The sequence below is a fragment of the Azotobacter tropicalis genome, assembly GCF_059739045.1.
Genome location: NZ_AP046059.1, coordinates 4,184,073 through 4,209,396 on the forward strand (window position 1 = coordinate 4,184,073; position 25,324 = coordinate 4,209,396).

A 25,324-nucleotide genomic window follows, 5' to 3' on the forward strand; every position below is an offset into this window, starting at 1 on the left:
TGGATTTCATCATGAAAAACGAAATCTGATTCGTATCAGGGATAACATTTACTGAAGAGTCCTTTGTATTGTATACGAATCGAGACATTGGGGTAGTTACTGTAATTTCCTTACATTTTTTATGGGTAACTTCGCCATTGCATTGCCAAAGAGGCCTATTGGGGTGGTGATAGCGACTTTGTACGTCTTGGATCCTCCTTTTCCTGTTTCAGATTTCATTTTTTCAAGAGTAGGATCGATTATGTACTGGCCTCGACGGCTCCTGTAGTGGCGTGACTGGATAATCATTTGCAGATCCGTACAACCGGTCTGTAGCGCCGTGGCCATCAACCAACTATCCGACCAGTTGGGCGCTTCCGAATTCGCCTGTTTCTCAAGGCTCTTCAGTTGCCTTGCCTCCGTGTCGCTGAAGGCTGTTCACCGGCTGGGGCGGTCATGCGAATCAGGCGGTGCCACTTCCTGAGTCGTGCGGGTCTCGTCGGCTTCTTGGCTTACGCCAGACGCTGGCAAGCCAAGGTTGTTGGTCGCGCGGCAGGCCTCTTGGGCGGTAGTAGTGCTCAAGCTCGACAAAACCGGCTGCCTCCAAGTGGTGGTGCCAGGCTTTGAGGTCGTGATAGCTGCCATAGCGGTTGCCATTCCAACCCTCTTCGTTATGCCCGTGTGGATTGGAGCTGAACAGCACGCCGCCGGGCCTGAGCGCCGCGTATAGCTTGCCGAGCACCTGGGGCAGTTCCTGGGTGGGGACATGAAATAGCGAAGCATTGGCAAAAATGCCGTCGAAGTGCTCAGCCGGCAGATCGAGTTGCAGAAAGTCCTGTTGCCAGACCTCGCAGCCTGAGTCAGCGCGGGCCATTTCAACAAAGCGGGGGCAGCCGTCCAAGCCTATAGGCTGGTGGCCGAGGCTGCGAAAGGTCTTGAGATCACGCCCTGGACCGCAACCGAAGTCAAGAATGACGAGGGGTGGTGGTACCTTGATGTGGCGCAGCAAGGCGGTGATGTTCTGGCTTACGTCATGATTGCGGGTATCCTCGCGGAAGGTTTCGGCGGATGCCGCATAGTGTTGCAAAGTGGTTGCCGTGATCTGCTCAAGATCATGGGCCGCAAGTGTTGGCGAGACCTCTTCGGATGGATTCATTTGCGTATCCATTTGCAGTTGAGCTGTATGTACTGACCGCTCGGAGTCTTCACCAAGGCTTTCTATCCGGCAATGGCTTCCATGTCACCCAATTGGATACCGTTTTCCCTGATCAGGCGCTGGTCGGCACGGCGCGTCTGCATCTGCTTGATGAGCGGGGCGATCCCCCACGGCTGAACCGCCTGCGTTGATCGCGCCAAGATAGCCATTGGGCATTTCGCTCAGTTGTCCGTGAGTCTTGGTGCTGGAGAGCACATTTAGGACCTCGGTGAGGTTCATCCCCCAAGGTCGGCAAGGAAAGGTCCAGCACGACCAGCAAAGTTGCGATGCATGCATAGACTCTCATGGAAATCTCCTTAGAGCAGGCTGCTATTCTTGCCGATTATGCCATCTATGGCTTTACCTCCTTGATATAGCTCTAGTGCTAGATCTTTACATTGAAGCCGATATTGATTGGCTCCTCAGGGATAGCCAACCGCACTGTGTGCAGATAGGCGGAAACCAGCAGGCCCAGCAGCGGGGTGGCAAGCGGATGGCACAGGCGCATGCGGTTCTCTCGGCAGAGGACGCCGCGATTTTTTCGAAGACCCTACTGGGCGCGTTGCTGAATTCTATCGCTGATGCGGTGAGTGAGTTGCAGACTGGTCAGAGTAAGGCTGGAATGTTCTCTTTCAAGTCAATGTTCAAGTGGATTGGCCGACCTTTTTCCAAATCAGGGTTACGTCCTTCGAGACGCAGGCTCATGTTTATTCTGCCCTGTTCATCATAACGAGATCACTGGACAGCCAGCTGAAATGGAGGTCTCCCAGGGCGTTGGCTAGCAACTGCATGGCCGGATTGGCACGTGCCAAGGCGTGGATCCTTGCGGAGCGGAACTGCAATATGCCGGGGGTGCGATTGTCCGGCCGGCCTTGCTCAATGCATATGCCTGCCGCTCCGATGACCAGCAGCAGGCGTTCGCTCAGCCAGGCTGAGGCGTTAGCCTTTGTCGAGGGCCAGCTGCAGGCGTTCGCGGCCAAGCTGGCCGGCTACTCGCAGGTGGAGATGGGTAGCAAGTGCCCCTTGGCAAAGCCGGGGGATGCTTACTCTGTTGACAGTTAAGCGCAGGCTTTACCAGGAAATTCGCTCGATACCTTGGGCATGCAGGAACTGCTGCCGGCGATGGTTGCCTTAGGTCAGGGTGATGATCAGGAGCACATCGAGCAAAACGATACGTCCGGCGCGGGGCTATCTTGGATGGCGAGCCGTCATCCACGGACTCCTTTGCCGGTCTGGTTTCGGCAAGGGTGGCGTTCCGTGGAGCAAGATCAAGCTGCGTGTTTGCGTCTGATCGATAAAGAATATCGTCAAGGTCCATTTAAGACGGTTTCGGATTGCTGATCCATGTCCTGCGCAGTGCATCTAATTACATGAAAATCAAGAAATTTTTCTGGCGAAAAAAGCATCAGTTCAAGTCGAGGCCAGGAGGCATCGACTCTTGGAAAAGGCGAGAGGCTTTTGTCCACTGTGTTATCCACAGCTTCTGTGGATTTCCCTCAAGGCCTGTGTAACTCCTTTGCTTCGCTTTGGCAGGTCTTTACTCTGCGACAAAAAGGAGTACAGTGCGCGCCTTCTCAAAATGAGCCTGCTGTTTGCCATGAGAGTTCGTGCCCAGTCTTCTTCGCCTGCCAGTGTCCAGATGCGTCTGCCGGTTAGGGTAGCATCCTGGCTGCTGGATAGTCCGGGTATCGGCAAGACCCACAGCGCCAAGCGTTTCGCTGGACATCTGCTCAAGCAGCCGGCGCGCCAGGGGGTGGTGGCCGCCCAGAGCCGTCTTGGCCAATTGCTTTGCCGTGACTGCCGCACGCCTCGTGATCGTCGCTTCGGTCTCGAGCTGCTGCGCCAGGCTGCACGCGCCGGCGATATTCAGGCACAGCTTGAGCTCGGTCGCCATTGCTGTGAAGCAGGACTGTTGGAAATGCAGCAGGGACGCTACTGGCTGGAGCAGGCAGCAGCCCAAGGCTCGGACGAGGCCCTGCGACTGCTTGGTGACTTCAACTGAAGGGCTCGGGGCTTTCCGCCAGCCTGTCTTGGGGCTGCCCCCATAACCTCTGTGGTTTCCGGCGAGTACTCCAATCGGCTACTGTCTGGAGCGTTCCAGAGCCGGTACCTACCCGTGTCGCTTCATTGCAGCCAGAGTGTCGCCAGCCCGGCGAGCAGACCAGCTGCCATCACTGGCAGGCTGAGCAGGGCCATTCGGGAGCCGCCGATCATGGCGATCAGTCCCCCTTTGACCAGACTGTTGCTCATGGTAGCGATGAAAATGCCTTGCGCTGCTACCCGGCTGTCCAGTTCACCCAGAGCCTTGCGGGCCAGCGATAGGGTAATCGCATCCACGTCGGTCAGTCCGGCCAGTAGTGCTACCAGATAGATTCCGGCATCGCCCAGCCAGTAGCGGCCTGCTTCCACCAGGAAAAGGATCAGCACCAGCAAGGCGGCAAAGCGCAGCGCCGGTCCCAGCTCGAAAGGATTCTGTAGCGGCGGTTCGCCGCCGGTTGTCGATTCATGGGCGGAGTTGTAGTAATGAAAAAGGGCGCCCCCGGCGTAGACCAAGGTGGTGACGCCCATTGGCCAGAGCAGGGTGGTCAGCAGGCTGGGGTTGATCAGTCCGACTTCTAGCAGCACTCGCGGGAACATCAGCGCCGAGGTCGCCAGGAGGCCGCAGGCGAGCAGGCGGTGCAATTGTGCCTGCTGGTGCAGGCGGGACAGAGTCAGGGTCATCGCCGTGGAGGACACCATTCCGCCGAGCAGGGCGGTGAGCAGCAGCCCATGGCGGGTGCCAACCAGGCGGATCGCTATATAGGCAGCAAAACCGATGGCGGCGATCAGCACCACCATCCACCAGGTTTCGTAAGGGTTGAACGCCTGCCAAGGGCCATAACCGCGATTCGGTAGCACCGGCAGCAGTACTACGGAAATGAACAGCAGCTTCAACATGCCGGACAGCTCCTGAGCAGTCAGCCGGCGCAGTGCGGCATGCAGGGCTTCCTTGAGGCTGAGCAGCAGGGCCACCACCACCGCACCGGCTGCCGCCAGTGCCTGATGGTCAGTGGTCAAGGCCAGGCTGCCGAGCAGAAAGGTCAGCAACATGGCGATTTCACTGGTCATGCCTTGATCGCCGGTGGTGCGTAGGTCGCCGAGGTAACCCGTTATCACCAGCAGGCCGAACACCAGCAGTAGGGCTATCCAGGCAGCCAGGCCCAGTTTTTCGCTGAATAGCATGCCCAGGCCGCCGAGCAGCCCGCTCAGGCCGAAGGTGCGAATGCCGGCAGCCAGGTGCGAGTCGTCGGTGTCGCGAGCGCTCCAGCCGCGCTCGGTGCCGATCAGCAGGCCGACGCCTAGGGCGACGGTCAGGTTGAGGAGGACGTCGGGGTTGCTGGGCATGCCGATACTCATGGCAGGATGAGAAGATGCTGGTCGAGGTCGCGACCGCAGGCAGGCATGCTCGCGGTCGCGTTTTGTTCAACGCAGTGCCAAGTGACGGCTGAGCAGGGCGCGCAGCGCTGCCGGCTTGACCGGCTTGCCCAGGTAGTCGAGGCCGGTGGCGTGGATCTTGGCCACGGTTTCGGGACGCGCGTCGGCACTGATCACCACGCCCGGCAGGGGTTTGCCGAGGCGGGTACGCAACCAAGCCATCAGTTCGGTGCCGGTTTCGCCCTGGTCGAGGTGATAGTCGACCAGCGCTACCTGCGGGCTCAGCTCGCCTTCCAGCAACTGTTCGCATTCCAGGCGATTGCGCGCCGTCCATACCTGGCAGCCCCAGCGCGAGAGCAGGCTGTGCATGGCGGTGAGGATGCTGTCCTCATTGTCCACGCAAAGCACCTGGGCACCGGCAAGTGCATGGGTATTGAGCGGCAGTGTACCGTCGGGCTTGGTGCTGGCGGCGGGGACGACGTTGCGGGCTAACGGAACGGTGACACTGAATACGCTGCCCTTGCCGAGCCAGGAGCGTACTTCCAGTCGATGGTTGAGTACGCGGCAGAGTCCATCGGCGATTGCCAGGCCAAGGCCCAGGCCTTTTTCCGCTCGGGTCTGATGACTATCCAGACGCTTAAATTCCTCGAAGATCTCTTGGCGCTTGTCTTCCGGAATGCCCGGGCCGCGGTCCCAGACCTCCAGGCGCAGCTGGTCGCCTTGGCGGCGCACACCCAGCAGCACATGGCCCTTGGCATAGCGGAAGGCGTTGGTGAGAAAGTTCTGCAGCACCCGGCGCAGCAGTTTCATGTCGCTGTTGATACGCAGCTTGCTGCCGCGCAGGTGGAAGTCGATGCCTTGTTCGCGGGCCAGTGCCTTGAACTCGGTACCCAAGGGGTCGAACAGGTCGGCGATGGGGAAGTTGGTGCGTTCCGGAGTGATGCGTCCGCTTTCCAGGCGGGAGATGTCCAGAAGATCGGTGATCAGATCCTCGGCCGAGCGCAGCGAGCAGTCGAGGTGCTGCACCAGTTTCTGCGCCTCAGGCGGCAGGGCTGGGTCCTGATGAGCGAGGGACGCAGCGAACAGCCGCGCGGCGTTGAGCGGCTGCATCAAGTCGTGGCTGACTGCGGCGAGGAAGCGGGTCTTCGACTGGTTGGCTGATTCGGCATGGGCCTTGGCCTCGACCAGCGCCTGGTTCAGCTTGGAGAGTTCCCGGGTCCGTTCGACCACGCGTTGCTCGAGGCCCTCGTTGGCTTCCTTGAGCGCCCGCTCGGCTTCGCGGAATTCGGTGATGTCGGTGAAGCTGGTGACGAAGCCGCCGCCGGGCATCGGGTTGCCGATCAGCTCGATGACCCGGCCGTTGGGGAACAGTCGTTCGAAGGTGTGCGGAGTGCCCAGGCGCATCCAGTACAGCCGCTTGCTAACATGTTCCTCGACATCGCCCGGGCCGAGCAGTCCGCGCTCGGCGTTGTAACGGATCAGGTCGGCGATCGGTCGGCCGACGTAGATCAGGCCTTCCGGGTAGTTGAAGAGTTCCAGGTAGCGGCGGTTCCAGGCCACCAGCCGTAGGGAGCCGTCGATCACGCTGATGCCTTGGGTGATGTTCTCGATGGCCCCTTGCAGCAGGGCCCGGTTGAACTGCAGCACCTCGGAGGCCTCGTCGACGATGCGCACGACATCCTCGACTTGCATTTCACGTCCTTCGATGGCGGCCTTGACTACCGCCCGGGTCGACGATGCACCGAGCACGCCGGCGAGCAGGCGCTCGGTGTGATCGATCCACTCGCTGGTCGCTGCCTGGTTGGGATTGAATTCCTTGCCCTGGCGCTGGGCGAAGCGCTGGAACTTGCGGCGCGCATGTTCTTCGCCGACGAAGCGCGAGGCGAGCTCGAGCAGATCCTGCACCTGTACCGCGAGTAGAGACCGTCCGCCGGAACGCCGGTTGATTTCCTGGCCGACGAAGCGACTGGCCTGCCAGTGCTCGGAAACCCGGGTGCGCGAAAGCATGGATACGCTGGCGAAGACTGCCCAGTTGCCGGCTAGCGAAATCAGCATCCCCAGCGTGATCGAGGTGATTGGCAGGCCCAGCGGCCGGCTTCCCAGCCACTCGAGGCCGGGGAGTTCGCTCAATGACCAGCCCATGCGCTGGGAGATCAACGGCACGACCAGGGTATAGCTCCACAGTAGCGCACCGGTGGCGAGGCCGGCGAATACGCCGCGGCGGTTAGCCTGTTTCCAGTACAGCGCACCGAGCATGGCCGGCGTCAGTTGGGAGATCGCGGCGAAGGCGAGTTGGCCGATGGTGGCCAAGCTGGTGGTAGGGCCAAGCAGGCGATAGATGACATAGGCCAGCAACAGAATGCCGACGATGCTGACCCGACGCACGCTGAGCATCCAATGACGAAAGGCCTCGAAGGGGCGCTCGGTGCTTTTGTGGCGCAGCAGCCAAGGGAGCATGATGTCATTGGAGAGCATGGTGGAGAGCGCCACGCTGGCGACGATGACCATGCCGGTGGCCGCCGAGGCGCCGCCGATGAAGGCCAGCAGTGCCAGCAGCGGGTGATGTTCGGCCAGGGGCAGGCTGATCACGAAGGTGTCGGGGATGATCCCGGGCGGCAGGCGCAGCTGGCCGGCCAGAGCAATCGGGATCACAAAAAGGGCGGCGAGCAGCAGATACAGGGGAAATACCCAGCGAGCCAAGCGCAGATCGTGTGGCTCGGTATTCTCAACCACTGTTACGTGGAACTGTCGCGGCAGACAAACTATTGCCATCATCGCTACGCCGGTCTGCACCAGCAATGCCGGCCAATTCGTCCCCTTATCCCAGAATTCAGCTAGCTGCGGGGCCGCCTTGGCCTCGTCGAGCAGATGGTCGAAGCCGTCGTACAGGCCGAAGGTGACGAAGGCGCCGACTGCCAGGAAAGCGAACAGCTTGACCAGCGATTCGAAGGCAATGGCCAGCATCATACCGCGATGGTGTTCGGTGACATCCAGGGTGCGGGTGCCGAACAGGATAGTGAACAGTGCCAGGCACATGGTTACCACCAGCGCCGTGTCTTGGGCGCGGGTACCGGTACTGTCCGGTCCGGCGCCAATCAGCAGGTTGACGCCGAGCACGATGCCTTTCAGTTGCAGGGCGATGTAGGGGAGCACGCTGACCATGCAGATGAGGGTGACCACCACCGCCAGCGGTTGGGACTTTCCATAGCGCGCGGCAATGAAGTCGGCGATGGAGGTGATATTTTCCTGCTTGCTGATCATCACCATTTTCTGCAGCATCCATGGCGCGAAGAGCAGCAGCAGTACCGGACCGAGGTAGATCGGCAGGAAATCCCAGAGCTGTTCGGTGGCCTGGCCGACTGCACCGAAGAAAGTCCAGCTGGTGCAGTAAACGGCCAACGAAAGGCTGTAGACCCAAGCGCGCATGCGTGGCGGCAGAGGCGCGTTGCGGCGGTCCCCGTAGAAGGCGATGGCGAAGAGTGTTGCCATGTAGGCCAAAGCAGCCAGGGCGATCACACCGATGGACAACGACATGTTAGCTCCAAACAAAACAGTAGCTCCCTGGGCGACTTGACTACATCAAGTGTTGGCTTGCCGAGCATTTTCGGCAATGGCGAAAAATCGTCCGGGAGTCGGAAGTCTTGCAGCAAAACATCCCGTGATTCGCAGTTTGCGACCAAGGTAGCAAGCGACCTGCTGTCGCTTGTGGAAATCTGTCGCACCCTTCTCCTGTATCCGTCGGAGCTTTTCGACAGATATTTAAGAGATGCTCCGTAAGGTGGCAGGGTCTTAAATTTATTTTAAGATTTCGGCGAAAATGGCCGCTACTTTGCCGTCTGACTGTTTTGCAGGGGCGGCGTGTTTTTCATGGCTTGCTTGATCTGCACGTTCCATGACCCTCTGCGGGCTGACGCTGCTCGGGGCGGCCGCAATACAGCGGGAGTAGACCTACCAGTCAACCTGTAAGTCTTTTTTTCACTCTGTCGTGTTTACTGCTTCTATGACCGGCAGGACTGATTGATGAACATCTCGTTAAAAATTTTTGATGAGATGCAGTCGTTGGTCGGGATCATATTGTCCGAAGGCAACGGTCTGACACCTGCGCCCTGTGTAGGCACGACAGCACTTGGGCGCAGTCCCGATGGACGAGCTATTCGGGCGGTTGGCTCGTGCCTAGAGCCTGTTATTAACCACTGCTTTGGTTATCGTTTGCAGTTAACCCGAAAACCCTACCCCACCGATGTCAGCGATGAGGAGTGGGCCTTCGTGGCGCCCTATCTGGCGCTGATGCCCGAATCCTCCGCCCATCGTGTCCACAGCCTGCGCGAGGTCTTCAATGCCCTGCGCTACATCGTCCGCGGCGGCCTGCTCTGGCGGCAGATGCCGCATGATCTGCCGCCGTGGCAGGTGGTGTATCAGCAGACCCGACGCTGGATCGAGGCCGGCGTCTTCGAGGAACTGCTGCATGATGTGCGCGAGTTGATCCGGGTGGCGGACAAGCGCAAGGCTCAGCCCAGCGCCGTGATCCTCGACAGCCGCACCCTGCAGTCGACGCCGGAAAGCGGCGCACGGGCCGGCTATGACGGGGCCAAACGCCGCAAGGGCTCGAAGGTGCATATGGCCGTGGATACGCTGGGGCAGTTGCTCGCCCTGCGGGTGACGCCCGCCAACGAACAGGACCGCGCCCAGGTGGCCGCCCTCGCCGAGCAGGTGCAGCGGGTGACCGGTGAGGCGGTGGAGGTTGCCTTCGCCGACCAGGGCTACAGCGGCGAGTCGGCGGCCCGACAGGCAGAGGCGCATGGCATCCAGCTGGAAGTGATCAAGCACACGGAAGCGAAGAAGGGCTTCATCCTGCTGCCCCGGCGCTGGGTGGTCGAGCGCAGCTTCGGCTGGATGGCCCGCTTTCGAAGACTGAGTCGGGATTACGAGCGCCTGGCCTCGACGCTGGCGGGCTTTCACTTCATAGCCTTTGTTTGCCTGATGTTGCCGACTGCTCTCAAGGCCTTGGCAACACTCGGCTGATCAAGAAACGAACGGGTTAATAACAGGCTCTAGTTGGCCATGAAATGGCCGGCCAGGCATGCTTGCGCAGTTTCGCCGTCGATGGCGTGGTCGGACACTGCGGAAAACCACGGCACGCTCTCGCAGCCTGACGGGGTTCCGGGCTCAGGTTCGCCACTTTCAATGCCAGTGCCCAGGCGTGAGCGATGTTATTCGCGCGTTCCGAAGCCTTGCAATGAGAGGGTCTTTTTAACCAGCCTGCTTGTAGATTCCGCTTGGCTACTCGGTGGCCTCTGCGATGTCGCTCTGCGCTGCTCTGGCCTATACGCGAACTGCGAAGTTGTAATGGGGCGGTAGTTGCCCTAGGTTCTGTTGACGCAAGCCCAGTGCTAAAACTGGGCTTTTGCCATGACTGACAGAAGCCGTCTGAGCGATACCGACGGGTCCCGTATCCAAAGTCTGCTGAGCGCCACGAAGGGGATCCGGCTGACCCGTACTCTCGGCTGTCGCCGCTTTGTCGAGGCGGTGCTCTGGATACTACGCAGCGGCGCTCAATGGCGGATGCTGCCTCGTTGCCTCGGCTCCTGGAACAGCGTTTTCAAACGCTTCACCCGCTGGTGCCGGCTCGGCATCTGGGACCGGCTTCACTCGGTACTGGCTCGGGACGCCGACCTTCAGCACGTCTGCATCGACAGCTCCGTCGTGCGTGCCCATGCCTGTGCAGCCGGGGCGGCCAGCAGTACTGCGGCCCAGGAGGCACTGGGGCGTTCGCGAGGAGGCTTCAGCAGCAAGATCCATGTGTTGACCGATGCGCTGGGGTTACCGATTCGCTTCATCCTGACGGAAGGCCAAGCGGCCGATATCAGCCAGGCGATCCCACTCATGGCGGGGATCGCCACGTCGGCACTGCTGGCCGACAAGGGCTATGACGCCAACCCGCTTCTGGCCTGGCTGAAGGAGCGCCAGATCCAGGCCGTCATTCCCGCCAGACGGAACCGCATCGAGCAACGCTCCTGCGACTGGCATCTCTACAAGGAGCGGCACGTGATCGAGTGCCTGTTCGGCAAGCTGAAGCACTACCGGCGGATCACCACTCGCTATGAGAAGAGGGCCAGCCATTTCAAGGGAATGCTGGCTTTTGCGGCTGTTTTGCTATGGCTGCGCTGATACGTCAACAGAACCTAGGCAGTATCCTGCATGACTGGCTGCCGGTAAGAGGGGCCGGCGCCAGTCGCTAAGGGTCAAAGCCCCTGGGGCGTTTCCTCTCCGCCCAGGGCCTCGAGCAACGCCGGGAGATAGTCGGCAAAAGTCATCATCATCAAGATAAAGGTGGCATCCAATTGGGCGAGGGTGTCGTCACCGCCGTCCTGTGCAGCCTGCTCCTGCAGCAACTCCTCGAAACGTAGCCGTTTGATCGTCAGCTTGTCGTCAAGGAGGAAGGACAGCTTGTCCTGCCAGGCTAGTGCGAGCTGGGTGACCTGCTTGCCGGTGCTTAAGTGCAGTTGGATCTCCTCGCCGGTCAGGTCTTGGCGTTTGCAGCGGACTACACCGCCATCCTCGTGGGTATCGCGCAGCTCGCATTCGTCTAGCAAATGGAAGTCCGCGGCAGCCTGCTGAGCTTTGAGCCAGCCGGTGAGGGTGGCGCTCGGCGCTATCTTCACGCCCAGCGGACGCACTGGCAGAGAGCCGATGGCTTCGCGCAAGGTGGAGAGCAGGTCTTCGGCCTTCTTGGCGCTGGCAGTGTCGACCAGGATCAAGCCCTGCTTGGGCATGATCGCCGCAAAGGTGATAGCGCGACGGATAAAGGCACGCGGCAGAAAGGTCTGGACAATCTCTTCCTTAAGCCGGTCGCGCTCCTTCTTATAGATCTTGCGCATCTGCTCGGTCTCGATTTCCTCGACCTTTTCCTGAAGTGCATCCCGCACCACGCTACTGGGTAGAATGCGTTCCTCCTTGCGTGCCGCAATCAGCATAAAGTCCTGGCTGACGTGGACCAGGGGCGCGTCCTCTCCCTTGCCGAAGGGGGCAGTGAAGCCATAGGTCGCCAGTTCCTGGCTGGCGCAGGGGCGGGCCGGCTTAGCCGTCAACGCTGCTTCCAGCATTTCGGCGCTGAAGGGGACATCCTGGGTGAGGCGATAGACGAGCAGGTTGCGAAACCACATGGGGCTGGCGATCTCCATTTACGCAAAGCACGCATTATTCTCTCCCTGATCCTAGGGGCCAACCCTAAGCCCTTGGAACATCTGGAAATTTTTTTTCGTCGAGGGCTTGCCAAGGTAGAGTCACCTCTCTAGAATGCGCCCCACTTCAAGAGCGAACGGGTGGTTAGCTCAGCCGGGAGAGCATCTGCCTTACAAGCAGAGGGTCGGCGGTTCGATCCCGTCACCACCCACCATCTTGGGGTTAAGCGCAGCGGTAGTTCAGTCGGTTAGAATACCGGCCTGTCACGCCGGGGTCGCGGGTTCGAGTCCCGTCCGCTGCGCCAAATTAGCTTGCCAGCTGGACAGAGCTTGGCAAATTCAGAAAAAAGCGGCCTTAGGGCCGCTTTTTTCGTTTCCTAAGTTTCTGTTCCAAGCCCTTCGGGCAGTTTCAAGCGCTCTGCCAAGCTCCATCTGAAAACCTGAACTTATCACCGTTGCTGGGCTCCTATCTCCATAGCCAGTGGCTGCGGCTGCCTGTTAAGCTTTCGCCTATCACTGATAGCCCTAGGGCGAATGAACAAGGAAACAGCATGAGACAACATCGGTTGGCCGCTGCGATGGCCTTGGTGGGTCTGGTTCTCTCGGGGTGCGATTCGCAAACCAATGTGGAACTCAAGACTCCCGCACAGAAGGCCTCCTACGGTATCGGCCTGAACATGGGCAAGAGTCTAGCCCAAGAGGGCATGGATGATCTGGACTCGAAAGCGGTAGCCCAGGGTATCGAAGATGCCATTGGTAAGAAGAAGCAGCGCCTGAGTGACGAGGAGCTGATCGAGGCCTTTGCTTCTCTGCAAAAGCGTGCTGAGGAGCGCATGGCAGCTCTTGGCGAAGAGAATGCCAAGGCCGGCAAGAAGTTTCTCGAGGACAATGCCAAACGCCCGGGCGTAACAACTACTGCGTCCGGTTTGCAGTATGAAGTACTGAAGAAAGCCGAAGGTGCTCAGCCCAAGCCTAGCGATGTGGTGACCGTACACTATGAAGGCCGTCTGACGGACGGTACGGTGTTCGACAGTTCGATCGAGCGTGGAAGTCCCATCGATCTGCCAGTCAGCGGTGTTATCCCTGGCTGGGTCGAGGGCTTGCAACTGATGCATGTCGGTGAGAAGTTCAAGCTGTACATTCCTAGCGAGCTAGCATACGGCGAGCAGAGCCCCAGCCCTTCCATCCCGGCCAATTCGGTGCTGGTGTTCGAACTTGAACTGTTGGGAATCAAGGATCAGCCGGCTGGACAGGAGGCCCAACCCGAACCTGAAGCAGGACAGGCTGACGCCCAAGGCGAGTGAGTCAAGCTCTGCAAGCTAACGCCCCGCTTCGGTGGGGCGTTTTCGTTTCTGCAAGAGGGCATCATGCTGCTGGACTAGAGAGTGATCCAAATCATTCAGTTATATGTTGATTGCTTTGAGATCATTTTTATCTATTTGCAAGGTTTCTCCAGCGTATTGATTCAGAAGAATTTTTTCATGCGTCGGAAAATGTCTGTTTTCTTGCGGCAGCATAGGGGGTTGGTTTTTGCCAAGCTGTTATAGCCTTGCCCATGCTGCTGTTCACAATGGTTGTGGATAGCTGAAAAGCACGCGCTGCGGAGACGATCATGAAAGTACCTTGGTTTTTCTCTCGGTTTCTGCGTCTTTCCCAATCCCTGCTGGCCGATGGGCGGTTGCGCGAGCTCCTGCAGGATGTAGCGCGCAAGCGGGAGCGCAAAGAGCGATGGTTGGGGGGTATCCGGGAAGAGTTGCGTCTGCTGCAAATGCTCTGTCTGGCTTGGTGGCGTGGCGAATATCGGGAGGTCAGCCAGCAGGCTCTGCTCGCAGCGATCGCTGGGCTGCTGTATTTCCTGTTTCCGTTGGATGTAGTTCCCGACTGGCTGCTCGGTTTGGGATTTCTCGACGATATTGCGGTACTGGCTTGGGTTGTGCGTAGCTGGCGTGGCGAATTGGAGGCTTTCCGTGGCTGGCTGGCTAGTCAGTCTCCACAGCGCCAAGTGGAGCTGGAGCGCCTGCTGGCCCCTGCAAGCCGTCCGGAAAGGCGCTGAGTTTGGCTGCTCTGCAGGAGAGATAAGGGTGGGGAGTTTTGTTGGTAGGCATATTGGCATTAGTTAGGTCGGATCGATGTACGAGAGAAAAAGTTCGAACGTTCAAATGATCATGCGTGATGGCGAGGTGGAATATGCCGTGCTGCCTTGGGCCGATTACCAAGCTTTGCTGCGGGCAGCTGGGCAGGGGAGAGATATTTCTGAGGAGCCTGCGCATCCTGCTGTGACTCCAGCCCTGGCAGAGCTGGTTGCCCTGCGTGAGGCTCAAAACATGTCGCAAGAGCACCTGGCTAGAGCTGTAGGCATCAGCCCCTCTTATCTGGGCATGATTGAGACGGGCGAGCGACAGCCGGATTCCGCGATCCGGCGTGCCTTGGCGCAAGCCTTGGGCATTGCGGGCTGGGAGGTGGACTCTTGACCATTCGCATCAGTCGTCAGCACTGGCAAGCGCTGCTGGGCGAACTGGACGACGCGCGTCAGAGTCGTCATCTGCTGACCTATCGCGCACTGATCGAGCGCCTACAACTGCCACCGCCTGCCATGCAGACTCTGACTGCTGCACTGGAGCATCTGGCGGTTCTGGATGCGCGTGCTGAGCGGCCGCTGCGTAGCTCGCTGGTTATCAGCCAGGGTGCCAGCCGTCTGCCTCGTCCTGGTTTCTTCGACTGTGTAGCACGGCTTGGGCGCTTTTCTGGTGCTCCTGATGGTGCTGCTGCTGCATCCTGGCATGCCGCGGAAGTAGTACGGGTCTTCGAGTTCAGCTACGAGGAGCGGTAAAGGTCTGTGATGGGCGGTAGTGTGGCTTTCGGTAGGCTTGTGTTGGTAAGTGGTAAAGAACGGGCCGCATGAGCGGCCCGTTCTTTACCCGCTCAAGCGGATCAGTGTTTGGCCAGAGATGCACTGAGGCCTAGGTAGTCAAGTAAAATGCGTCCGGTTTCTGCCAGATAGGCATCGTCCTCAGGCTTTTTGTTCTTACCATCCTCCAGCGGAAGGGCGCTTTCGTCCTCTTCTTTCAGTTCGGTCAAAAGTTCCTCGCCTTTGGCCTTGCGGCGTTCGTTCTCGATGGCCAATTGCTTGGACTCGATGGAGTCATGCTGGGCGCGCCGTTTGCCCTCGTTGAGGCTAACGCTGGTTTCCTGCATCAACTGTCGGCTCAAGTCGAGGCGGTTGCGAGTGAAGACGAAATCAGGATCCTGCGCCGTACGCTGATCGTGGCGAGCCTTGAGTTCGCTCAGGAACGGCTTGAACGGGTCGGTTTCCGGGCGGATCGCTGGACGGATACTGTCCCAGGGCATGGCCTCCGGCAGAGCGCTTTCGCCGATCTCTTTAGTATCGACCTCGTCCGGATAGCTGATGTCCGGAATGACACCTTGATGCTGAGTGCTCTGTCCGGAAACCCGATAGAACTTGGCTAGGGTCAGTTTCAGTTCGCCGTGGTTGAGGGGCTGGATGGTTTGTACCGTGCCCTTGCCGAAGGTCTGGCCGCCGATGATCAAGGCGCGATGGTAATCCTGCATGGCGCCGGCGAAGATCTCCGAAGCCGAGGCGGAAAGGCGGTTGACCAGCACCGCCATCGGGCCGGTGTAGTAGGTGCCTTCGTTTTCGTCGGCGAGGACATCGACCCGGCCATCGTTGTTGCGTACCAGCACGGTCGGTCCTTGGTCGATGAACAGACCAGTCAGCTCGGTGGCCTCCTGCAGCGAGCCGCCACCATTGTTACGCAGGTCGATGACCACGCCGTCGACCTTCTCCGCCTTCAGTTCGCTAAGCAGGCGCTTCACGTCGCGGGTGGTGCTCTTGTAATTGGGGTCGCCTGCACGGAATGCCTTGAAGTCCAGGTAGAAAGCCGGAATTTCGATCACGCCAAGCTTGTAGGAGTGTCCTTCGTGGGGCAGCTCGAGCACGGACTTCTTGGCGGCTTGTTCTTCCAACTTGACGGCTTCGCGGGTGATAGCCACCACCTTGCTAGTTTCGTCGTTGGGGGCATTACTGGCCGGGATGATTTCTAGGCGCACCACGGACCCTTTGGGGCCGCGGATCAGCTTGACCACCTCGTCCAAGCGCCAGCCGATCACATCGACCATTTCGCCATTGGCTTGGGCGACGCCAATGATCTTGTCCGCAGGGGCGAGCTGCTTGCTCTTCTCCGCCGGGCCGGCAGGCACCAGACGAACTACCTTGACGTGCTCGTTGTCGCTCTGCAGCACCGCGCCGATGCCTTCGAGCGAAAGGCTCATGTTGATGTCGAAGTTTTCCGCGTTATCCGGCGACAAGTAGTTGGTGTGCGGATCGTAGGTCTGCGCGAAGGCGTTGATGTAGGTCTGGAAGATATCTTCGCTGCGGGTTTGCTCTAGGCGCGACAACTGATTGCGGTAACGCTTGATGAGCAGTTCCTGAATGGCCTTCGGCTCCTTGCCGGCGATCTTCATGCGCAGCACCTCGTCCTTCAGGCGCTTGCGCCAGAGGTCGTCTAGGGCGGCCTTGTCTGTCGCCCAAGGGGCTTTCTCGCGGTCGACCAGCAGGCTTTCGTCGCGGGCGAAGTCGAAATTGTCCACCCCTTTCTCGAGCAGGCTCAAGGTGAAGTGCAAACGCTCCTCCAGGCGGGTCAGGTGGCGCTTGTAAATGGTGAAGCCGGGCTGCAGGTCGCCGCTTTTCAGGAGATCGTCGAATTGGGTGCGCCAGCGGTCGAATTCGGCGATGTCTGCTGCGGTGAAATAACTGCGGGCCGGATCGAGCAGCTTGAGATAACTTTCATAGATCTTTTCCGAGCGCGCATCGTTGAGCGGCGGTTTGCTGTAGTGATGGCGCTTGAGCAGCTCCACCACGTTCAGGCTGGCGATTACCTGGTCACGGTCCGGTTGCAGGGAGTCCCAGTTGCCGGCGTCAGCCGTCTGGGCCAGCAGCGAAGCACCGAGGCCAAGAGTGAAGGCGAAGAGAGTGCTTGGGAGAAGGCGCTTCATGTGATTCGACTAGTGGGGGAGTGATAACGCATATTAGGCCGTCAGGCGAGGTGCCGGGTTCCTTTCTTGATGGAAGGGAGCGGATCCTACGGCGAATTGACTCAGGAACCTACTATGGAGGCAGCATGAAGGCATTGCAAGGCATCGAGGGGAGTGTGGAGTGGGTCGAGCGGCCCGCGCCTTCCTGTGACGCGGGGCAAATCAGGATACGTGTGGCTGCGTCCGGCCTGAACCGGGCCGATCTTCTGCAGCGTGCCGGGCTCTATCCGCCGCCGCCAGGCGCCAGCGATGTGCTCGGGCTGGAGTGCGCCGGGGTGGTGAGCGAAGTAGGGGCCGACAGTCACTGGCAGGTTGGCGACCGGGTCTGCGCGTTGCTGGCCGGCGGCGGCATGGCTGAGGAAGTGGTGGTCGACAGACGGCATGTCCTGCCGGTGCCCGAAGGATTGTCGCTGATCGAGGCGGCGGTGTTGCCGGAGGTGTATGCCACCGCCTGGCTCAACCTGTTCAAGCTGGGTGCCCTCAAGACGGGGGAGAGGGCGCTGATCCACGCCGGAGCCAGCGGGGTCGGCTCGGCGGGCATCCAGCTGTGCAAGGCGTTTGGCAATCCTTGCTGGGTCAGCGTCGGCTCTCCCGAGCGCCTGGCCTATTGCGAGTCTTTAGGGGCTCAGGGCGGAGTGTTGCGTACCCAGGATCTGGAAGGACTGCGTGACTTCGCTCCTTTCGATGTGATCCTCGACCCGATCGGTGCGCGCTACGCAGCATTGGATCTTGACCTGCTGGCCCGCGACGGACGCTGGGTGATCATTGGTCTGATGGGCGGGCGCGAAGCTCAGCTGGATCTGGCCAAGCTGCTGGGCAAGCGGGTCCAACTGATCGGCTCGACCCTGCGCAACCGGGATGATGCCTTCAAGGGCGAACTGATCGACGACCTGCGTCGGCAGGTCTGGCCGCTGTTCGCCGAAGGGCGCCTCGATCCGCGTCTGGAGCACAGCTTCGCCGCCAAGGATGTCGGTGCAGCGTTCGAGATGCTGGCCAGCAACACCGTGTCTGGCAAAGTGGCATTGGTGATCGACGAAAGTCTGGCATGAGTCGGAAGGCGATTGGCCGCGTGCTTGATCGCCGACCTGCCGGGTCCCGCTCCAGAGAGCTGGACCCGGGCTCGAGCCTTTTGATCAGGGTAACAGCGGACTCGAATAAAAGGCCTTTAGGACTTTCACCAGATGCGCCAGATCGTGGCTGCCGGCCAGCTCGCGGATGGAGTGCATGGCGAAGGTCGGCAGGCCTATGTCGACGGTGCGCACTCCGAGCCGGCTGGCGGTGATCGGGCCGATGGTCGAGCCGCAGCCCATGTCGCTGCGCACCACGAAGCTCTGCACCGGAACCTCGACATCGAAGCACAGGTGGCGGAAGAAGCCGGCGGTTTCGCTATTGGTGGCGTAGCGTTGGTTGCTATTGACCTTGATTACCGGGCCGGCATTGAGTTTCGGACCATGGTTGGCGTCGTGGCGGTCGGCGTAGTTAGGATGCACGCCATGGGCGTTGTCCGTGGAAACCAACAGAGATTGCTGCATGATCCGTATGAAAGCGTCGCTACCCGGCAGCAGGCGGCCAAGTACCTGTTCGAGGAAGGGGCCGTCGGCGCCGCAGGTAGAGCAGGAGCCTATTTCCTCGTGGTCGGTGCAGACCAGTACGCAGCTTTCTGCGTCGCCTGCGGAAAGCAGTGCCTGCAGGCCGGCATAGCAGGACAGCAGATTGTCGAGGCGGGCGCCGGCAATGAAGTCTTGGTTCAGGCCGATCAGCGCCGCGCTTTGGGTATCGTAGAAGCAGAGTTCGTAGTCCAGCACCACGTCGGCGTTGATCTCGTGCTCGCGCTGCAACTGCTCGGCCAGCAAAGCGCGGAAGTCGCCCCGTTCGTCACCGGCGATCTGCGCGAGGATGGGCGGCAACTCGTTCTGCGCGTTGATCGCCCAGCCTTGGTTGGCTTCGCGATTGAGATGGATCGCGAGGTTGGGAATGATGGCAATCGGTTGCTTGAAATCGATTAGCTGGCTCTCGACGCGGCCGGCGCGGCGGAAAGTGACCCGGCCGGCCAGCGATAGATCGCGGTCGAACCAGGGGGCGAGCAGGACGCCACCGTAGACCTCGACGCCAAGCTGCCAGAACCCCTGGCGGCTCAGTTCCGGCTGTGGCTTGACCCGCAGGCAGGGGCTGTCGGTATGGGCACCGACCAGGCGCAGGCCGCCCTCCAGCGGCGAGCGCCGACCAAGCTGGATAGCGATAATCGAGGAGTCGTTGCGGGTAACGTAGTAGCGCCCGCCGGGTTGGGACGGCCAAGCTTCGCGCTCGTCCAGACGCTGATAGCCGGCGGACTCGAGGCGTTGGGCCAGGCTGGCGCAGGCATGGAACGGGGTGGGGGAGGCCTTGAGGAAGTCGATCAGGCCCTGATTGAGTTCTGTACGCATGGTGGACTCCGAACAGCGTTGCGGCGGAGTGTATCGAAAAGGGCGTCGGGCTGCAGTCGGACGTCTGCAGTCCTGCCGTTTAGAAGGGCGCCGGGTTCTCGAAGCGCAGGCGTTCGCCGGTCTGCGGGTGGCTGAGGACCAGCAGGCTGGCGTGCAGGCACAGACGCCCAGCGGCGGCCAGGGCTTCGTCGTGGGCATACAGGCGGTCGCCCAGCAGTGGATGGCCGATGGCGAGCATGTGCACGCGCAGTTGGTGGGAGCGGCCGGTGATCGGGGTCAACTCGACGCGGCTGTAGTGGCCGCAGCGCTCTAGTACCCGCCAGAAGGTCAGTGCATGGCGGCCCAGGTCGTGGTCGACCACATGGCGCGGCTTGGTCGGTGGGTCGTAGCGTAGCGGCAGCTCGATGCGTCCGCTATCGGCTGCCGGCTCGCCCCAGCAGAGCGCGGTATAGGCCTTTTCGGTTTCCCGGTCGTGGAACTGGCGGGACAGCTCGCGGTGGCTGTCGGCGTCGCGGGCCAGCACGATCAGGCCGGAGGTTTCCCAGTCGAGACGATGCACGATGCGCGCCTCGGGGTAGCCGTTGTCCTGCAGACGGGTGACCAGGCAGTCCCGGTTGTCTTCGGCGCGGCCCGGCACCGAGAGCAGCAGGGTGGGTTTGTTGACCACCAGCAGGGCCTCGTCCTGGTGGACGATTTCGATGTTCGACAGGGGCATCGGGATATCCGGAGGCGACGACGGCGATCGGCAGGCTTTGTGAAAACGACTGCGCGTTCACTCGACCTGCGGGGTCGCCGTCGTTGCAGGGTGGTCGCTCAGCGATCCGGCAGGGTGACGTTGAGTTCGAGGATTGAGCAGTTGCCCTGGTCTTCCAGGACCACCTGCACCTGATCGTTATCGATGTTGACGTACTTGCGGATCACCTCGATCAGCTCCTTCTGCAGGTCCGGCAGGTAGTCCGGCGCACTGCGCTGGCCGCGCTCGTGGGCGACGATGATCTGCAGACGCTCTTTCGCAATGGACGCAGAGGTTTGTTTCTTGCGTTCGCGAAAGAAGTCAAAAATGTTCATTCACGGCCTCCAAATAGGCGTTGCAGGAATCCCTTCTTCTGCACATCGAGGAAGCGGTGCGGCGTTTCCTTGCCCAGCAGTCGCTCCACGGCATCGCTGTAGGCCAGGCCGGCATCGCTCTGTTCGTCGAGGATCACCGGGATGCCCTGGTTGGAGGCCTTGAGGACCGACTGGGACTCGGGAATCACCCGAGCAGGCGGATGGCGAGGATTTCCTCGACGTCCTCCACGCCGAGCATCTCGCCCTTGGTCACGCGGTCGGGGCTGTAGCGGGTCAGCAGCAGGTGCTCCTTGATCGGCTCTTCGCCGTTCTCGGCGCGCCGCGACTTGCTGGCGAGCAGGCCAAGCATGCGATCGGAGTCGCGTACCGAGGATACTTCGGGGTTGGTCACCACGATCGCCTCGTCGGCAAAATACATGGCCAGGTGGGCACCCTTCTCGATACCCGCCGGCGAGTCGCAGATGATGTACTCGAAGGACTCGCGCAGTTCGTCCATCACCCGGCCCACGCCCTCGCTGCTCAGGGCGTCCTTGTCGCGAGTCTGGCTGGCCGCCAGCACGTAGAGGTTCTCCAGGCGCTTGTCCTTGATCAGGGCCTGGCTGAGCGTGGCATCACCCTGGATGACGTTGACGAAGTCGTATACGACCCGGCGTTCGCAGCCCATGATCAGGTCGAGGTTACGCAGACCTACGTCGAAGTCGACGACGACGGTCTTGTGCCCGCGCAGGGCAAGGCCGGTACCGATGGCGGCGCTGGTTGTGGTTTTGCCGACGCCACCCTTGCCGGAAGTGACTACGAGGATCTTGGCCAAGGTGATTCACCCCAAGTGAAGAAAAACGGGAGCGTTGAGCCGCGCGGGTGGCTTGTGGAGTCCAGTCCGTTAAAGCCCCTGAGAACGCGCGAGTATCCGTTAAAGGCGAGTGATGTTCAACACGTCGCCCGCCAGATGAATATGCACGGCCTCGCCCCAGTTCGGATCGCGCCTGAGGTCTTCGGCGACCTTGTAGCGGCCGGCGATGGAGATCAGCTCGGCGGCCAGCATCCGGCAGAAAATCCGTGCCTGGCTGTTGCCCTTGATGCCGGCCAAGGCTCGTCCCCGCATCGGGGCGTACACATGGATGTTGCCGTCGGCGAGCAGTTCCGCGCCGGCGCTGACCGGGGCCAGGACCAGCAGGTCGCCGCCCGGCGCATAGATCTGCTGGCCGCCGCGTACCGGGGTGTTGACCACCCGGGTCGGACGCACCGCCGGCTCGGCCGGTTTCTCGGCTTTCTTCGCCGGTGCCGGTGCTGCGCCAGCGGGAGTGATCGGTCGCTCCCGCGCACTGGAGGGTGGCAGGATCGGCAGGTCCAGCGCCTGGGCGGCGGCGATGTGTTCGGCCAGGCTGGCGCGAATCGCCAGGGTGCGCAGGCCGTGGTGCCGGCAGACCGCCAGCAGGGCGCGCAGATCGAGCCGCTGCGCGCTGGGCTGGAGCTTGTCCAGGGCCAGGACCAGCGGGGTGTTCTGAAAGAAGTTGGGGGCCTGCGCCACCTTTTCGCTCAACTGGTGGTCGAGACGGGCCAGGTCGTTGTGTGCCAGTTCCAGCACGGTAATGGCGAGCATGCTGCCCTTGAGCTGGAACACGGGGGCTGGGTCGAGGAGGTCGGCTTGGCTCATGATCTGCCCATTGCAATGAATGGCGGTCTTATAACGGGAAACGCCGCGTCAGGCTAGCCAGAGAGTGGAAAACCGCTGCGCGGGCCGACGATGCGCCGCCTGGCATGGCCGTGGCTCCTTGTCGCGCGGCCTGGTGACGGATCTGGGCCGCCGATTTCAGCAACGATCGTGACCGCTATTTGCCCGCTGGCTAAAATGCCGGCTTTTGCCTTTTCCGGAACCGCCAATGGATCGCCCGCGCTTTCGTGCCTATTTTCTCCACCCGCGTTTCTGGGCCCTCTGGCTGGGCTTGGGGCTGTTCTGGCTGGTTGCCCAACTGCCCTATGCCTGGCTGCTGCAGCTCGGCCGCGGTCTGGGAGCGCTGACCTATCGTCTGGCCGGTTCGCGCCGGCGCATCGCCAGACGCAACCTGGAGCTGTGCTTCCCCCAACTGTCCGCCGCCGAGCGCGAACGCCTGGTGAAGGAAAATTTCGCCTCGATGGGTATCGCCTTCTTCGAGATGGCCATCAGTTGGTGGTGGCCGCGCCGGCGGCTGGCCCGGCTGGCGCACATCGAGGGTCTCGAGCATCTGCAACAGGCCCAGGCCGAGGGCCGGGGGGTGATCCTCATGGCCCTGCACTTCACGACCCTGGAGATCGGCGCCGCCCTGCTCGGCCAGCGGCAGACCATCGACGGCATGTACCGTGAGCATGCCAACCCGGTCTTCGACTACGTCCAGCGCTGCGGTCGGGAGCGGCACAATGCCGATGCCACCGCCATCGAGCGCGAGGACATCCGCGCCATGCTCAAGGTGCTGCGTGCCGGACGAGCCATCTGGTATGCGCCGGATCAGGACTACGGGCGCAAGCAGAGCCTTTTCGTGCCGCTGTTCGGCATCCCGGCGGCGACCGTGACGGCGACGACCAAATTCGCCCGCCTCGGCAAGGCGCAGGTGATGCCCTTCATCCAGAGCCGTCTGGCCGATGGCTCCGGCTACCGGCTGACGATTTACCCGCCGCTGGAGGAATTTCCCGGCGAGAGCGAGGAGGCCGACTGCCTGCGCATCAACCGCTGGGTCGAGCAGGCGGTATGTCGGCAGCCCGAGCAGTACCTGTGGGCGCACCGGCGCTTCAAGAGCCGTCCGGACGGCGAGCCGGGCCTCTATCAATAACGGAGCGGTCGCTATTCCTCGATCTGCAGCTGGCGGGCGCGGGTGTAGACGTAGCGGATCTTGTTGTATTCGAAGGGCGAGTTCAGCTGTCCGTAGCGGAAGGGGATGCTGTCGCGCCGATCTATGCCCTTGAGGGCGAGAATCTCCGGATGGGCGTTGCTGGCCGTGGCGACGTTCAGGTAGTCGATCCGGTTGGCGGCCAGGAAATCCGTCAGCAGGCCGCCGGCATCGCGCAGGTTGGATGGCCCGAGGATCGGCAGCATCAGGTAGGGGCCTGCGGGCACGCCGTAGGCGCCGAGGGTCTGGCCGAAGTCCTCGCTCTGCCTGGGCAGCCCCATGCGGCTGGCCGGGTCCCACAGGCCGGCGACGCCCAGGGTGGTGTTGAACAGCAGGCGTGTCCCGGTCTCGAGGGCGCGCCGGCCGCGCAGTTGCAGCAGGCTGTTGAGCAGGGTGGGAATCTCGGCGAGATTGCTGAAGAAGTTGCGTACGCCGCTGCGCACGAGGCTCGGGGTGACGTAGCGATAGCCGCGTACCACCGGCAGCAGCACCCATTCGTCGAAGCGATAGTTGAAGTGATAGACCCGTCGGTTCCAGCGTTCCCAGGGATCCTGGACATTCAGGATGGCCATGCTGGCACGTTCGAATTCGCGTTGATCGAGGCCGGGGTTGAAATGCAGACGGTTCAGCGGCTGCTTGAAGCCGTCCTTGTCGGCAGGGGGCTCGGCGGCATGCGCCAGACTGCCGGCGAGCAGGGCGGCGGCAATCAGTCCTGCGCGCTCAGCCACGGAAGAACTCCAGCATGGCCTGGCTGTTGACCCGGTAATTGAAGTTGCCGCAGTGCCCGCCGAACGGATAGAGCGTCAGCCGCTCGCCGAAGGTGCGCCGCAGGAAGCCCAGGTCTCCGGGGCCGAGGATGAGGTCGTCGGCATTGTGCATTACGGCGATCTTGCGGCTGTCGGCCAGGTAGCCCTGCAGGGCCTGGAGGCTGATCTGGCCGATCAGTTGGGACAGGTTGCCGCCATTGTGGCGCAGGCGCCACTGGGGGATCAGCTGCTCGTTCAGGTAACAGCCGAAGTTGCATTGCAGGGCGCGGATGAAAAAAGGGGCGAGCGGGGTGTCCTCCTCGACCGGATAGTTCGGCGGAGTGATCAGCCCGCGACGATTGAGCAGGTCCGAGGTGTAGGCGATATCGGCGGCGGCGAAGCGGAACACCGAGCCGATCAGCATGGCCATTTCCTCGTTCGTCAGGCGCTCCTTCGACTGCTGGAAGTCGTACAGCAGGGCCTCGTTGAGGTCGATGTACCCGCGGCGCTGGAAGTAGCGGGTCAGCTTGTCGAGGATCAGCTCGTAGAAGGTCAGGTTGCCGGTGATGCCGGGCACTTCGGTCTGTACCAGGCGGTCGAGGTTGCGCACCGAGTTGTAGGGGTTGACCGGCGGATTGAGCAGCAGCACGCGCTTGAAGCCGAAGCTTTGGCGGGTCTCGTCCAGCTGGCTGACGAAGGCTGCGTGGAGAGCGCCGAGGCTGTAACCGGTCAGGTGGTAGGCCGTGACCGGCAGGTCCGCCTGCTGCGCCCGCACTGCCTCCATGACCCGGTACAGATCATCGGCATCCTCGCGGCTGAGGCCGGGCGTGGCGGCACGCGAGGCGGCGGTCATGAAGTCGTAGCTGGTCGGCGAAGATAATTGCACCACATGGAAGCCGGCTCCGTAGAACAGGCGCTTCAGGTATTCGGTGAGGCTGCTGGCGTAGTGCGCACCGGTACCGGAGATGATGAAGATCAGCGGCGCAGGGTGGTCCTGACGGGCCAGGCGATAGTGCAGGTCCTCGACCTGGCGCAGGTTGCCCGGCAGCGCGAACGGGCGCTCGGGCCGCAAGGGCAGGCTGTAGTCCTGCTGGTCGATCTCGTCGTCGGATGGCAGGGCGGGGCGCAGCTCCGGCGGCGTGGTGGCGATGGTCGCCTCGAACGGGTTGTGCAGCGGAAAGCCGTAGCTCGCCGGATCGATGTCGGCTGCCGACAGGCGACCGGAGAACAGCAGGGGGCCGAGCAGGGCGGCGATGAGGGGCAGACGGGGCATGGTCCAACCTCGTGGGTGATCTGGCCATGGGACTGCTTTTAGCGCAGCGCGTGCAATCAGGGTAGTCCGGCGCCGGCGCTTGCTTCCGTGCCGCCGCTGGTTATGCTGGCGGGCATTTGTCCCTGGAGTGTC

The 25,324-nt window shown here is 61.4% G+C and carries 23 protein-coding genes, 2 tRNA genes and 2 pseudogenes; 13 read left to right on the forward strand and 14 right to left on the reverse strand.

The features are described 5' to 3' along the window. Positions 1 to 442: 442 nt before the first annotated feature. Positions 443 to 1,135 (reverse strand): class I SAM-dependent DNA methyltransferase, encoded by a 693-nt coding sequence (locus tag Atro_RS19800; RefSeq protein ID WP_497925055.1) that lies wholly within the window; start codon positions 1,133 to 1,135, stop codon positions 443 to 445. Between Atro_RS19800 and Atro_RS19805 the strand changes: the two genes are divergently transcribed. Further along, the gene (locus tag Atro_RS19805) at positions 1,126 to 1,326 is read left to right on the forward strand and encodes a hypothetical protein (protein ID WP_497925058.1); all 201 of its coding nucleotides are present in this window, start codon (positions 1,126 to 1,128) and stop codon (positions 1,324 to 1,326) included. The two genes, Atro_RS19800 and Atro_RS19805, sit on opposite strands and share 10 nt — an antisense overlap. 233 nt (positions 1,327 to 1,559) lie before the next feature. On the opposite strand, the gene Atro_RS19810 is transcribed toward Atro_RS19805, so the two are convergent. Together Atro_RS19810 and Atro_RS19815 are read right to left on the reverse strand one after the other, a co-directional pair. Then, on the reverse strand, positions 1,560 to 1,682 hold the full coding sequence (locus tag Atro_RS19810; RefSeq protein WP_497925062.1) for a hypothetical protein: 123 nt from the start codon (positions 1,680 to 1,682) through the stop codon (positions 1,560 to 1,562). Positions 1,683 to 1,780: 98 nt separating this feature from the next. Continuing rightward, positions 1,781 to 2,154 (reverse strand): annotated as a pseudogene (locus Atro_RS19815) (intermembrane phospholipid transport protein YdbH family protein). A 121-nt stretch (positions 2,155 to 2,275) separates the two neighbouring features. Here Atro_RS19815 and Atro_RS19820 point away from each other — a divergent pair. Beyond that, the gene (locus Atro_RS19820; protein ID WP_497925065.1) at positions 2,276 to 2,515 is read left to right on the forward strand and encodes a hypothetical protein; all 240 of its coding nucleotides are present in this window, start codon (positions 2,276 to 2,278) and stop codon (positions 2,513 to 2,515) included. 256 nt (positions 2,516 to 2,771) lie between these two features. Continuing rightward, the gene (locus Atro_RS19825; RefSeq protein WP_497927715.1) at positions 2,772 to 3,176 is read left to right on the forward strand and encodes a tetratricopeptide repeat protein; all 405 of its coding nucleotides are present in this window, start codon (positions 2,772 to 2,774) and stop codon (positions 3,174 to 3,176) included. 122 nt (positions 3,177 to 3,298) lie between these two features. Here the strand turns inward: Atro_RS19825 and Atro_RS19830 are convergent, their stop codons facing one another. Together Atro_RS19830 and Atro_RS19835 are read right to left on the reverse strand one after the other, a co-directional pair. Beyond that, positions 3,299 to 4,558 (reverse strand): MgtC/SapB family protein, encoded by a 1,260-nt coding sequence (locus tag Atro_RS19830; protein ID WP_497925069.1) that lies wholly within the window; start codon positions 4,556 to 4,558, stop codon positions 3,299 to 3,301. Positions 4,559 to 4,636: 78 nt separating this feature from the next. Then, entirely contained in the window at positions 4,637 to 8,122 is a 3,486-nt protein-coding gene (locus Atro_RS19835; protein WP_497925074.1) for a hybrid sensor histidine kinase/response regulator, read from the reverse strand. Between the two features lie 675 nt (positions 8,123 to 8,797). Here Atro_RS19835 and Atro_RS19840 point away from each other — a divergent pair. Both Atro_RS19840 and Atro_RS19845 read left to right on the forward strand, forming a co-directional pair. Then, positions 8,798 to 9,610, forward strand: a complete 813-nt coding sequence (locus Atro_RS19840) for an IS5 family transposase (RefSeq protein ID WP_497924896.1) — start codon at positions 8,798 to 8,800, stop codon at positions 9,608 to 9,610. A gap of 387 nt (positions 9,611 to 9,997) precedes the next feature. Next, positions 9,998 to 10,756, forward strand: a complete 759-nt coding sequence (locus Atro_RS19845) for an IS5 family transposase (protein WP_497924510.1) — start codon at positions 9,998 to 10,000, stop codon at positions 10,754 to 10,756. A gap of 74 nt (positions 10,757 to 10,830) precedes the next feature. Here Atro_RS19845 and rdgC read toward each other — a convergent pair whose 3' ends face one another. Beyond that, on the reverse strand, positions 10,831 to 11,751 hold the full coding sequence (gene rdgC, locus Atro_RS19850) for a recombination-associated protein RdgC (RefSeq protein ID WP_497925078.1): 921 nt from the start codon (positions 11,749 to 11,751) through the stop codon (positions 10,831 to 10,833). A 157-nt stretch (positions 11,752 to 11,908) separates the two neighbouring features. On the opposite strand from rdgC, the gene Atro_RS19855 reads away from it, so the two are divergent. From Atro_RS19855 to Atro_RS19880, 6 genes are all read left to right on the forward strand, one after another. Continuing rightward, positions 11,909 to 11,984: transfer RNA gene (locus Atro_RS19855), tRNA-Val, on the forward strand. Between the two features lie 14 nt (positions 11,985 to 11,998). Then, positions 11,999 to 12,074: transfer RNA gene (locus Atro_RS19860), tRNA-Asp, on the forward strand. Between the two features lie 246 nt (positions 12,075 to 12,320). After that, a complete protein-coding gene (bamJ, locus tag Atro_RS19865; protein ID WP_497925081.1) occupies positions 12,321 to 13,073 on the forward strand; it encodes a BamJ family beta-barrel-assembly machinery protein in 753 nt (250 codons plus the stop codon). A 308-nt stretch (positions 13,074 to 13,381) separates the two neighbouring features. After that, the gene (locus tag Atro_RS19870) at positions 13,382 to 13,822 is read left to right on the forward strand and encodes a YkvA family protein (RefSeq protein WP_497925087.1); all 441 of its coding nucleotides are present in this window, start codon (positions 13,382 to 13,384) and stop codon (positions 13,820 to 13,822) included. Positions 13,823 to 13,898: 76 nt separating this feature from the next. Continuing rightward, positions 13,899 to 14,240, forward strand: a complete 342-nt coding sequence (locus tag Atro_RS19875) for a helix-turn-helix domain-containing protein (protein ID WP_497925091.1) — start codon at positions 13,899 to 13,901, stop codon at positions 14,238 to 14,240. After that, positions 14,237 to 14,599 carry a hypothetical protein gene (locus tag Atro_RS19880; RefSeq protein WP_152389135.1) on the forward strand — a complete coding sequence of 121 codons (363 nt, stop codon included), beginning with the start codon at positions 14,237 to 14,239 and terminating at the stop codon, positions 14,597 to 14,599. Before Atro_RS19875 ends, Atro_RS19880 begins: the two co-directional genes overlap by 4 nt. Before the next feature lie 101 nt (positions 14,600 to 14,700). On the opposite strand, the gene Atro_RS19885 is transcribed toward Atro_RS19880, so the two are convergent. Then, the gene (locus tag Atro_RS19885; RefSeq protein ID WP_497925095.1) at positions 14,701 to 16,782 is read right to left on the reverse strand and encodes a carboxy terminal-processing peptidase; all 2,082 of its coding nucleotides are present in this window, start codon (positions 16,780 to 16,782) and stop codon (positions 14,701 to 14,703) included. Between the two features lie 125 nt (positions 16,783 to 16,907). Here Atro_RS19885 and Atro_RS19890 point away from each other — a divergent pair, with 125 nt between their 5' ends. Next, complete coding sequence (locus Atro_RS19890) at positions 16,908 to 17,870, forward strand: NAD(P)H-quinone oxidoreductase (RefSeq protein ID WP_497925097.1); 963 nt, start codon at positions 16,908 to 16,910, stop codon at positions 17,868 to 17,870. A gap of 84 nt (positions 17,871 to 17,954) precedes the next feature. Here Atro_RS19890 and Atro_RS19895 read toward each other — a convergent pair whose 3' ends face one another. From Atro_RS19895 to minC, 5 genes and pseudogenes are all read right to left on the reverse strand, one after another. Continuing rightward, a complete protein-coding gene (locus Atro_RS19895) occupies positions 17,955 to 19,244 on the reverse strand; it encodes a M18 family aminopeptidase (protein WP_497925100.1) in 1,290 nt (429 codons plus the stop codon). A 79-nt stretch (positions 19,245 to 19,323) separates the two neighbouring features. Then, positions 19,324 to 19,959 carry an RluA family pseudouridine synthase gene (locus Atro_RS19900; RefSeq protein ID WP_497925104.1) on the reverse strand — a complete coding sequence of 212 codons (636 nt, stop codon included), beginning with the start codon at positions 19,957 to 19,959 and terminating at the stop codon, positions 19,324 to 19,326. A gap of 98 nt (positions 19,960 to 20,057) precedes the next feature. After that, positions 20,058 to 20,312 carry a cell division topological specificity factor MinE gene (minE, locus tag Atro_RS19905; RefSeq protein WP_039802943.1) on the reverse strand — a complete coding sequence of 85 codons (255 nt, stop codon included), beginning with the start codon at positions 20,310 to 20,312 and terminating at the stop codon, positions 20,058 to 20,060. Further along, a pseudogene (gene minD, locus Atro_RS19910) lies at positions 20,309 to 21,123 on the reverse strand (septum site-determining protein MinD). Before minD ends, minE begins: the two are co-directional and overlap by 4 nt. A gap of 99 nt (positions 21,124 to 21,222) precedes the next feature. Beyond that, entirely contained in the window at positions 21,223 to 21,966 is a 744-nt protein-coding gene (minC, locus tag Atro_RS19915) for a septum site-determining protein MinC (protein ID WP_497925106.1), read from the reverse strand. 226 nt (positions 21,967 to 22,192) lie between these two features. Between minC and Atro_RS19920 the strand changes: the two genes are divergently transcribed. Continuing rightward, on the forward strand, positions 22,193 to 23,116 hold the full coding sequence (locus Atro_RS19920) for a lipid A biosynthesis lauroyl acyltransferase (protein WP_497925107.1): 924 nt from the start codon (positions 22,193 to 22,195) through the stop codon (positions 23,114 to 23,116). 11 nt (positions 23,117 to 23,127) lie between these two features. Here the strand turns inward: Atro_RS19920 and Atro_RS19925 are convergent, their stop codons facing one another. Both Atro_RS19925 and Atro_RS19930 read right to left on the reverse strand, forming a co-directional pair. Continuing rightward, positions 23,128 to 23,883: an MlaA family lipoprotein gene (locus Atro_RS19925; protein WP_497927716.1), complete on the reverse strand. Its 756-nt coding sequence runs from the start codon at positions 23,881 to 23,883 to the stop codon at positions 23,128 to 23,130. Positions 23,884 to 23,893: 10 nt separating this feature from the next. Continuing rightward, a complete protein-coding gene (locus Atro_RS19930) occupies positions 23,894 to 25,192 on the reverse strand; it encodes an alpha/beta fold hydrolase (RefSeq protein ID WP_497925111.1) in 1,299 nt (432 codons plus the stop codon). Positions 25,193 to 25,324: the final 132 nt, after the last annotated feature.

Coding starts and splice junctions, on each gene's coding strand:
- Atro_RS19805 (WP_497925058.1), top strand. CDS start 1,126: ATGGATTCATTTGCGTATCCATTTGCAGTTGAGCTGTATGTACTGACC.
- Atro_RS19800 (WP_497925055.1), bottom strand. CDS start 1,135: ATGAATCCATCCGAAGAGGTCTCGCCAACACTTGCGGCCCATGATCTT.
- Atro_RS19810 (WP_497925062.1), bottom strand. CDS start 1,682: ATGCGCCTGTGCCATCCGCTTGCCACCCCGCTGCTGGGCCTGCTGGTT.
- Atro_RS19820 (WP_497925065.1), top strand. CDS start 2,276: ATGCAGGAACTGCTGCCGGCGATGGTTGCCTTAGGTCAGGGTGATGAT.
- Atro_RS19825 (WP_497927715.1), top strand. CDS start 2,772: ATGAGAGTTCGTGCCCAGTCTTCTTCGCCTGCCAGTGTCCAGATGCGT.
- Atro_RS19830 (WP_497925069.1), bottom strand. CDS start 4,558: ATGCCCAGCAACCCCGACGTCCTCCTCAACCTGACCGTCGCCCTAGGC.
- Atro_RS19835 (WP_497925074.1), bottom strand. CDS start 8,122: ATGTCGTTGTCCATCGGTGTGATCGCCCTGGCTGCTTTGGCCTACATG.
- Atro_RS19845 (WP_497924510.1), top strand. CDS start 9,998: ATGACTGACAGAAGCCGTCTGAGCGATACCGACGGGTCCCGTATCCAA.
- rdgC (WP_497925078.1), bottom strand. CDS start 11,751: ATGTGGTTTCGCAACCTGCTCGTCTATCGCCTCACCCAGGATGTCCCC.
- bamJ (WP_497925081.1), top strand. CDS start 12,321: ATGAGACAACATCGGTTGGCCGCTGCGATGGCCTTGGTGGGTCTGGTT.
- Atro_RS19870 (WP_497925087.1), top strand. CDS start 13,382: ATGAAAGTACCTTGGTTTTTCTCTCGGTTTCTGCGTCTTTCCCAATCC.
- Atro_RS19875 (WP_497925091.1), top strand. CDS start 13,899: ATGTACGAGAGAAAAAGTTCGAACGTTCAAATGATCATGCGTGATGGC.
- Atro_RS19885 (WP_497925095.1), bottom strand. CDS start 16,782: ATGAAGCGCCTTCTCCCAAGCACTCTCTTCGCCTTCACTCTTGGCCTC.
- Atro_RS19890 (WP_497925097.1), top strand. CDS start 16,908: ATGAAGGCATTGCAAGGCATCGAGGGGAGTGTGGAGTGGGTCGAGCGG.
- Atro_RS19895 (WP_497925100.1), bottom strand. CDS start 19,244: ATGCGTACAGAACTCAATCAGGGCCTGATCGACTTCCTCAAGGCCTCC.
- Atro_RS19900 (WP_497925104.1), bottom strand. CDS start 19,959: ATGCCCCTGTCGAACATCGAAATCGTCCACCAGGACGAGGCCCTGCTG.
- minE (WP_039802943.1), bottom strand. CDS start 20,312: ATGAACATTTTTGACTTCTTTCGCGAACGCAAGAAACAAACCTCTGCG.
- minC (WP_497925106.1), bottom strand. CDS start 21,966: ATGAGCCAAGCCGACCTCCTCGACCCAGCCCCCGTGTTCCAGCTCAAG.
- Atro_RS19920 (WP_497925107.1), top strand. CDS start 22,193: ATGGATCGCCCGCGCTTTCGTGCCTATTTTCTCCACCCGCGTTTCTGG.
- Atro_RS19930 (WP_497925111.1), bottom strand. CDS start 25,192: ATGCCCCGTCTGCCCCTCATCGCCGCCCTGCTCGGCCCCCTGCTGTTC.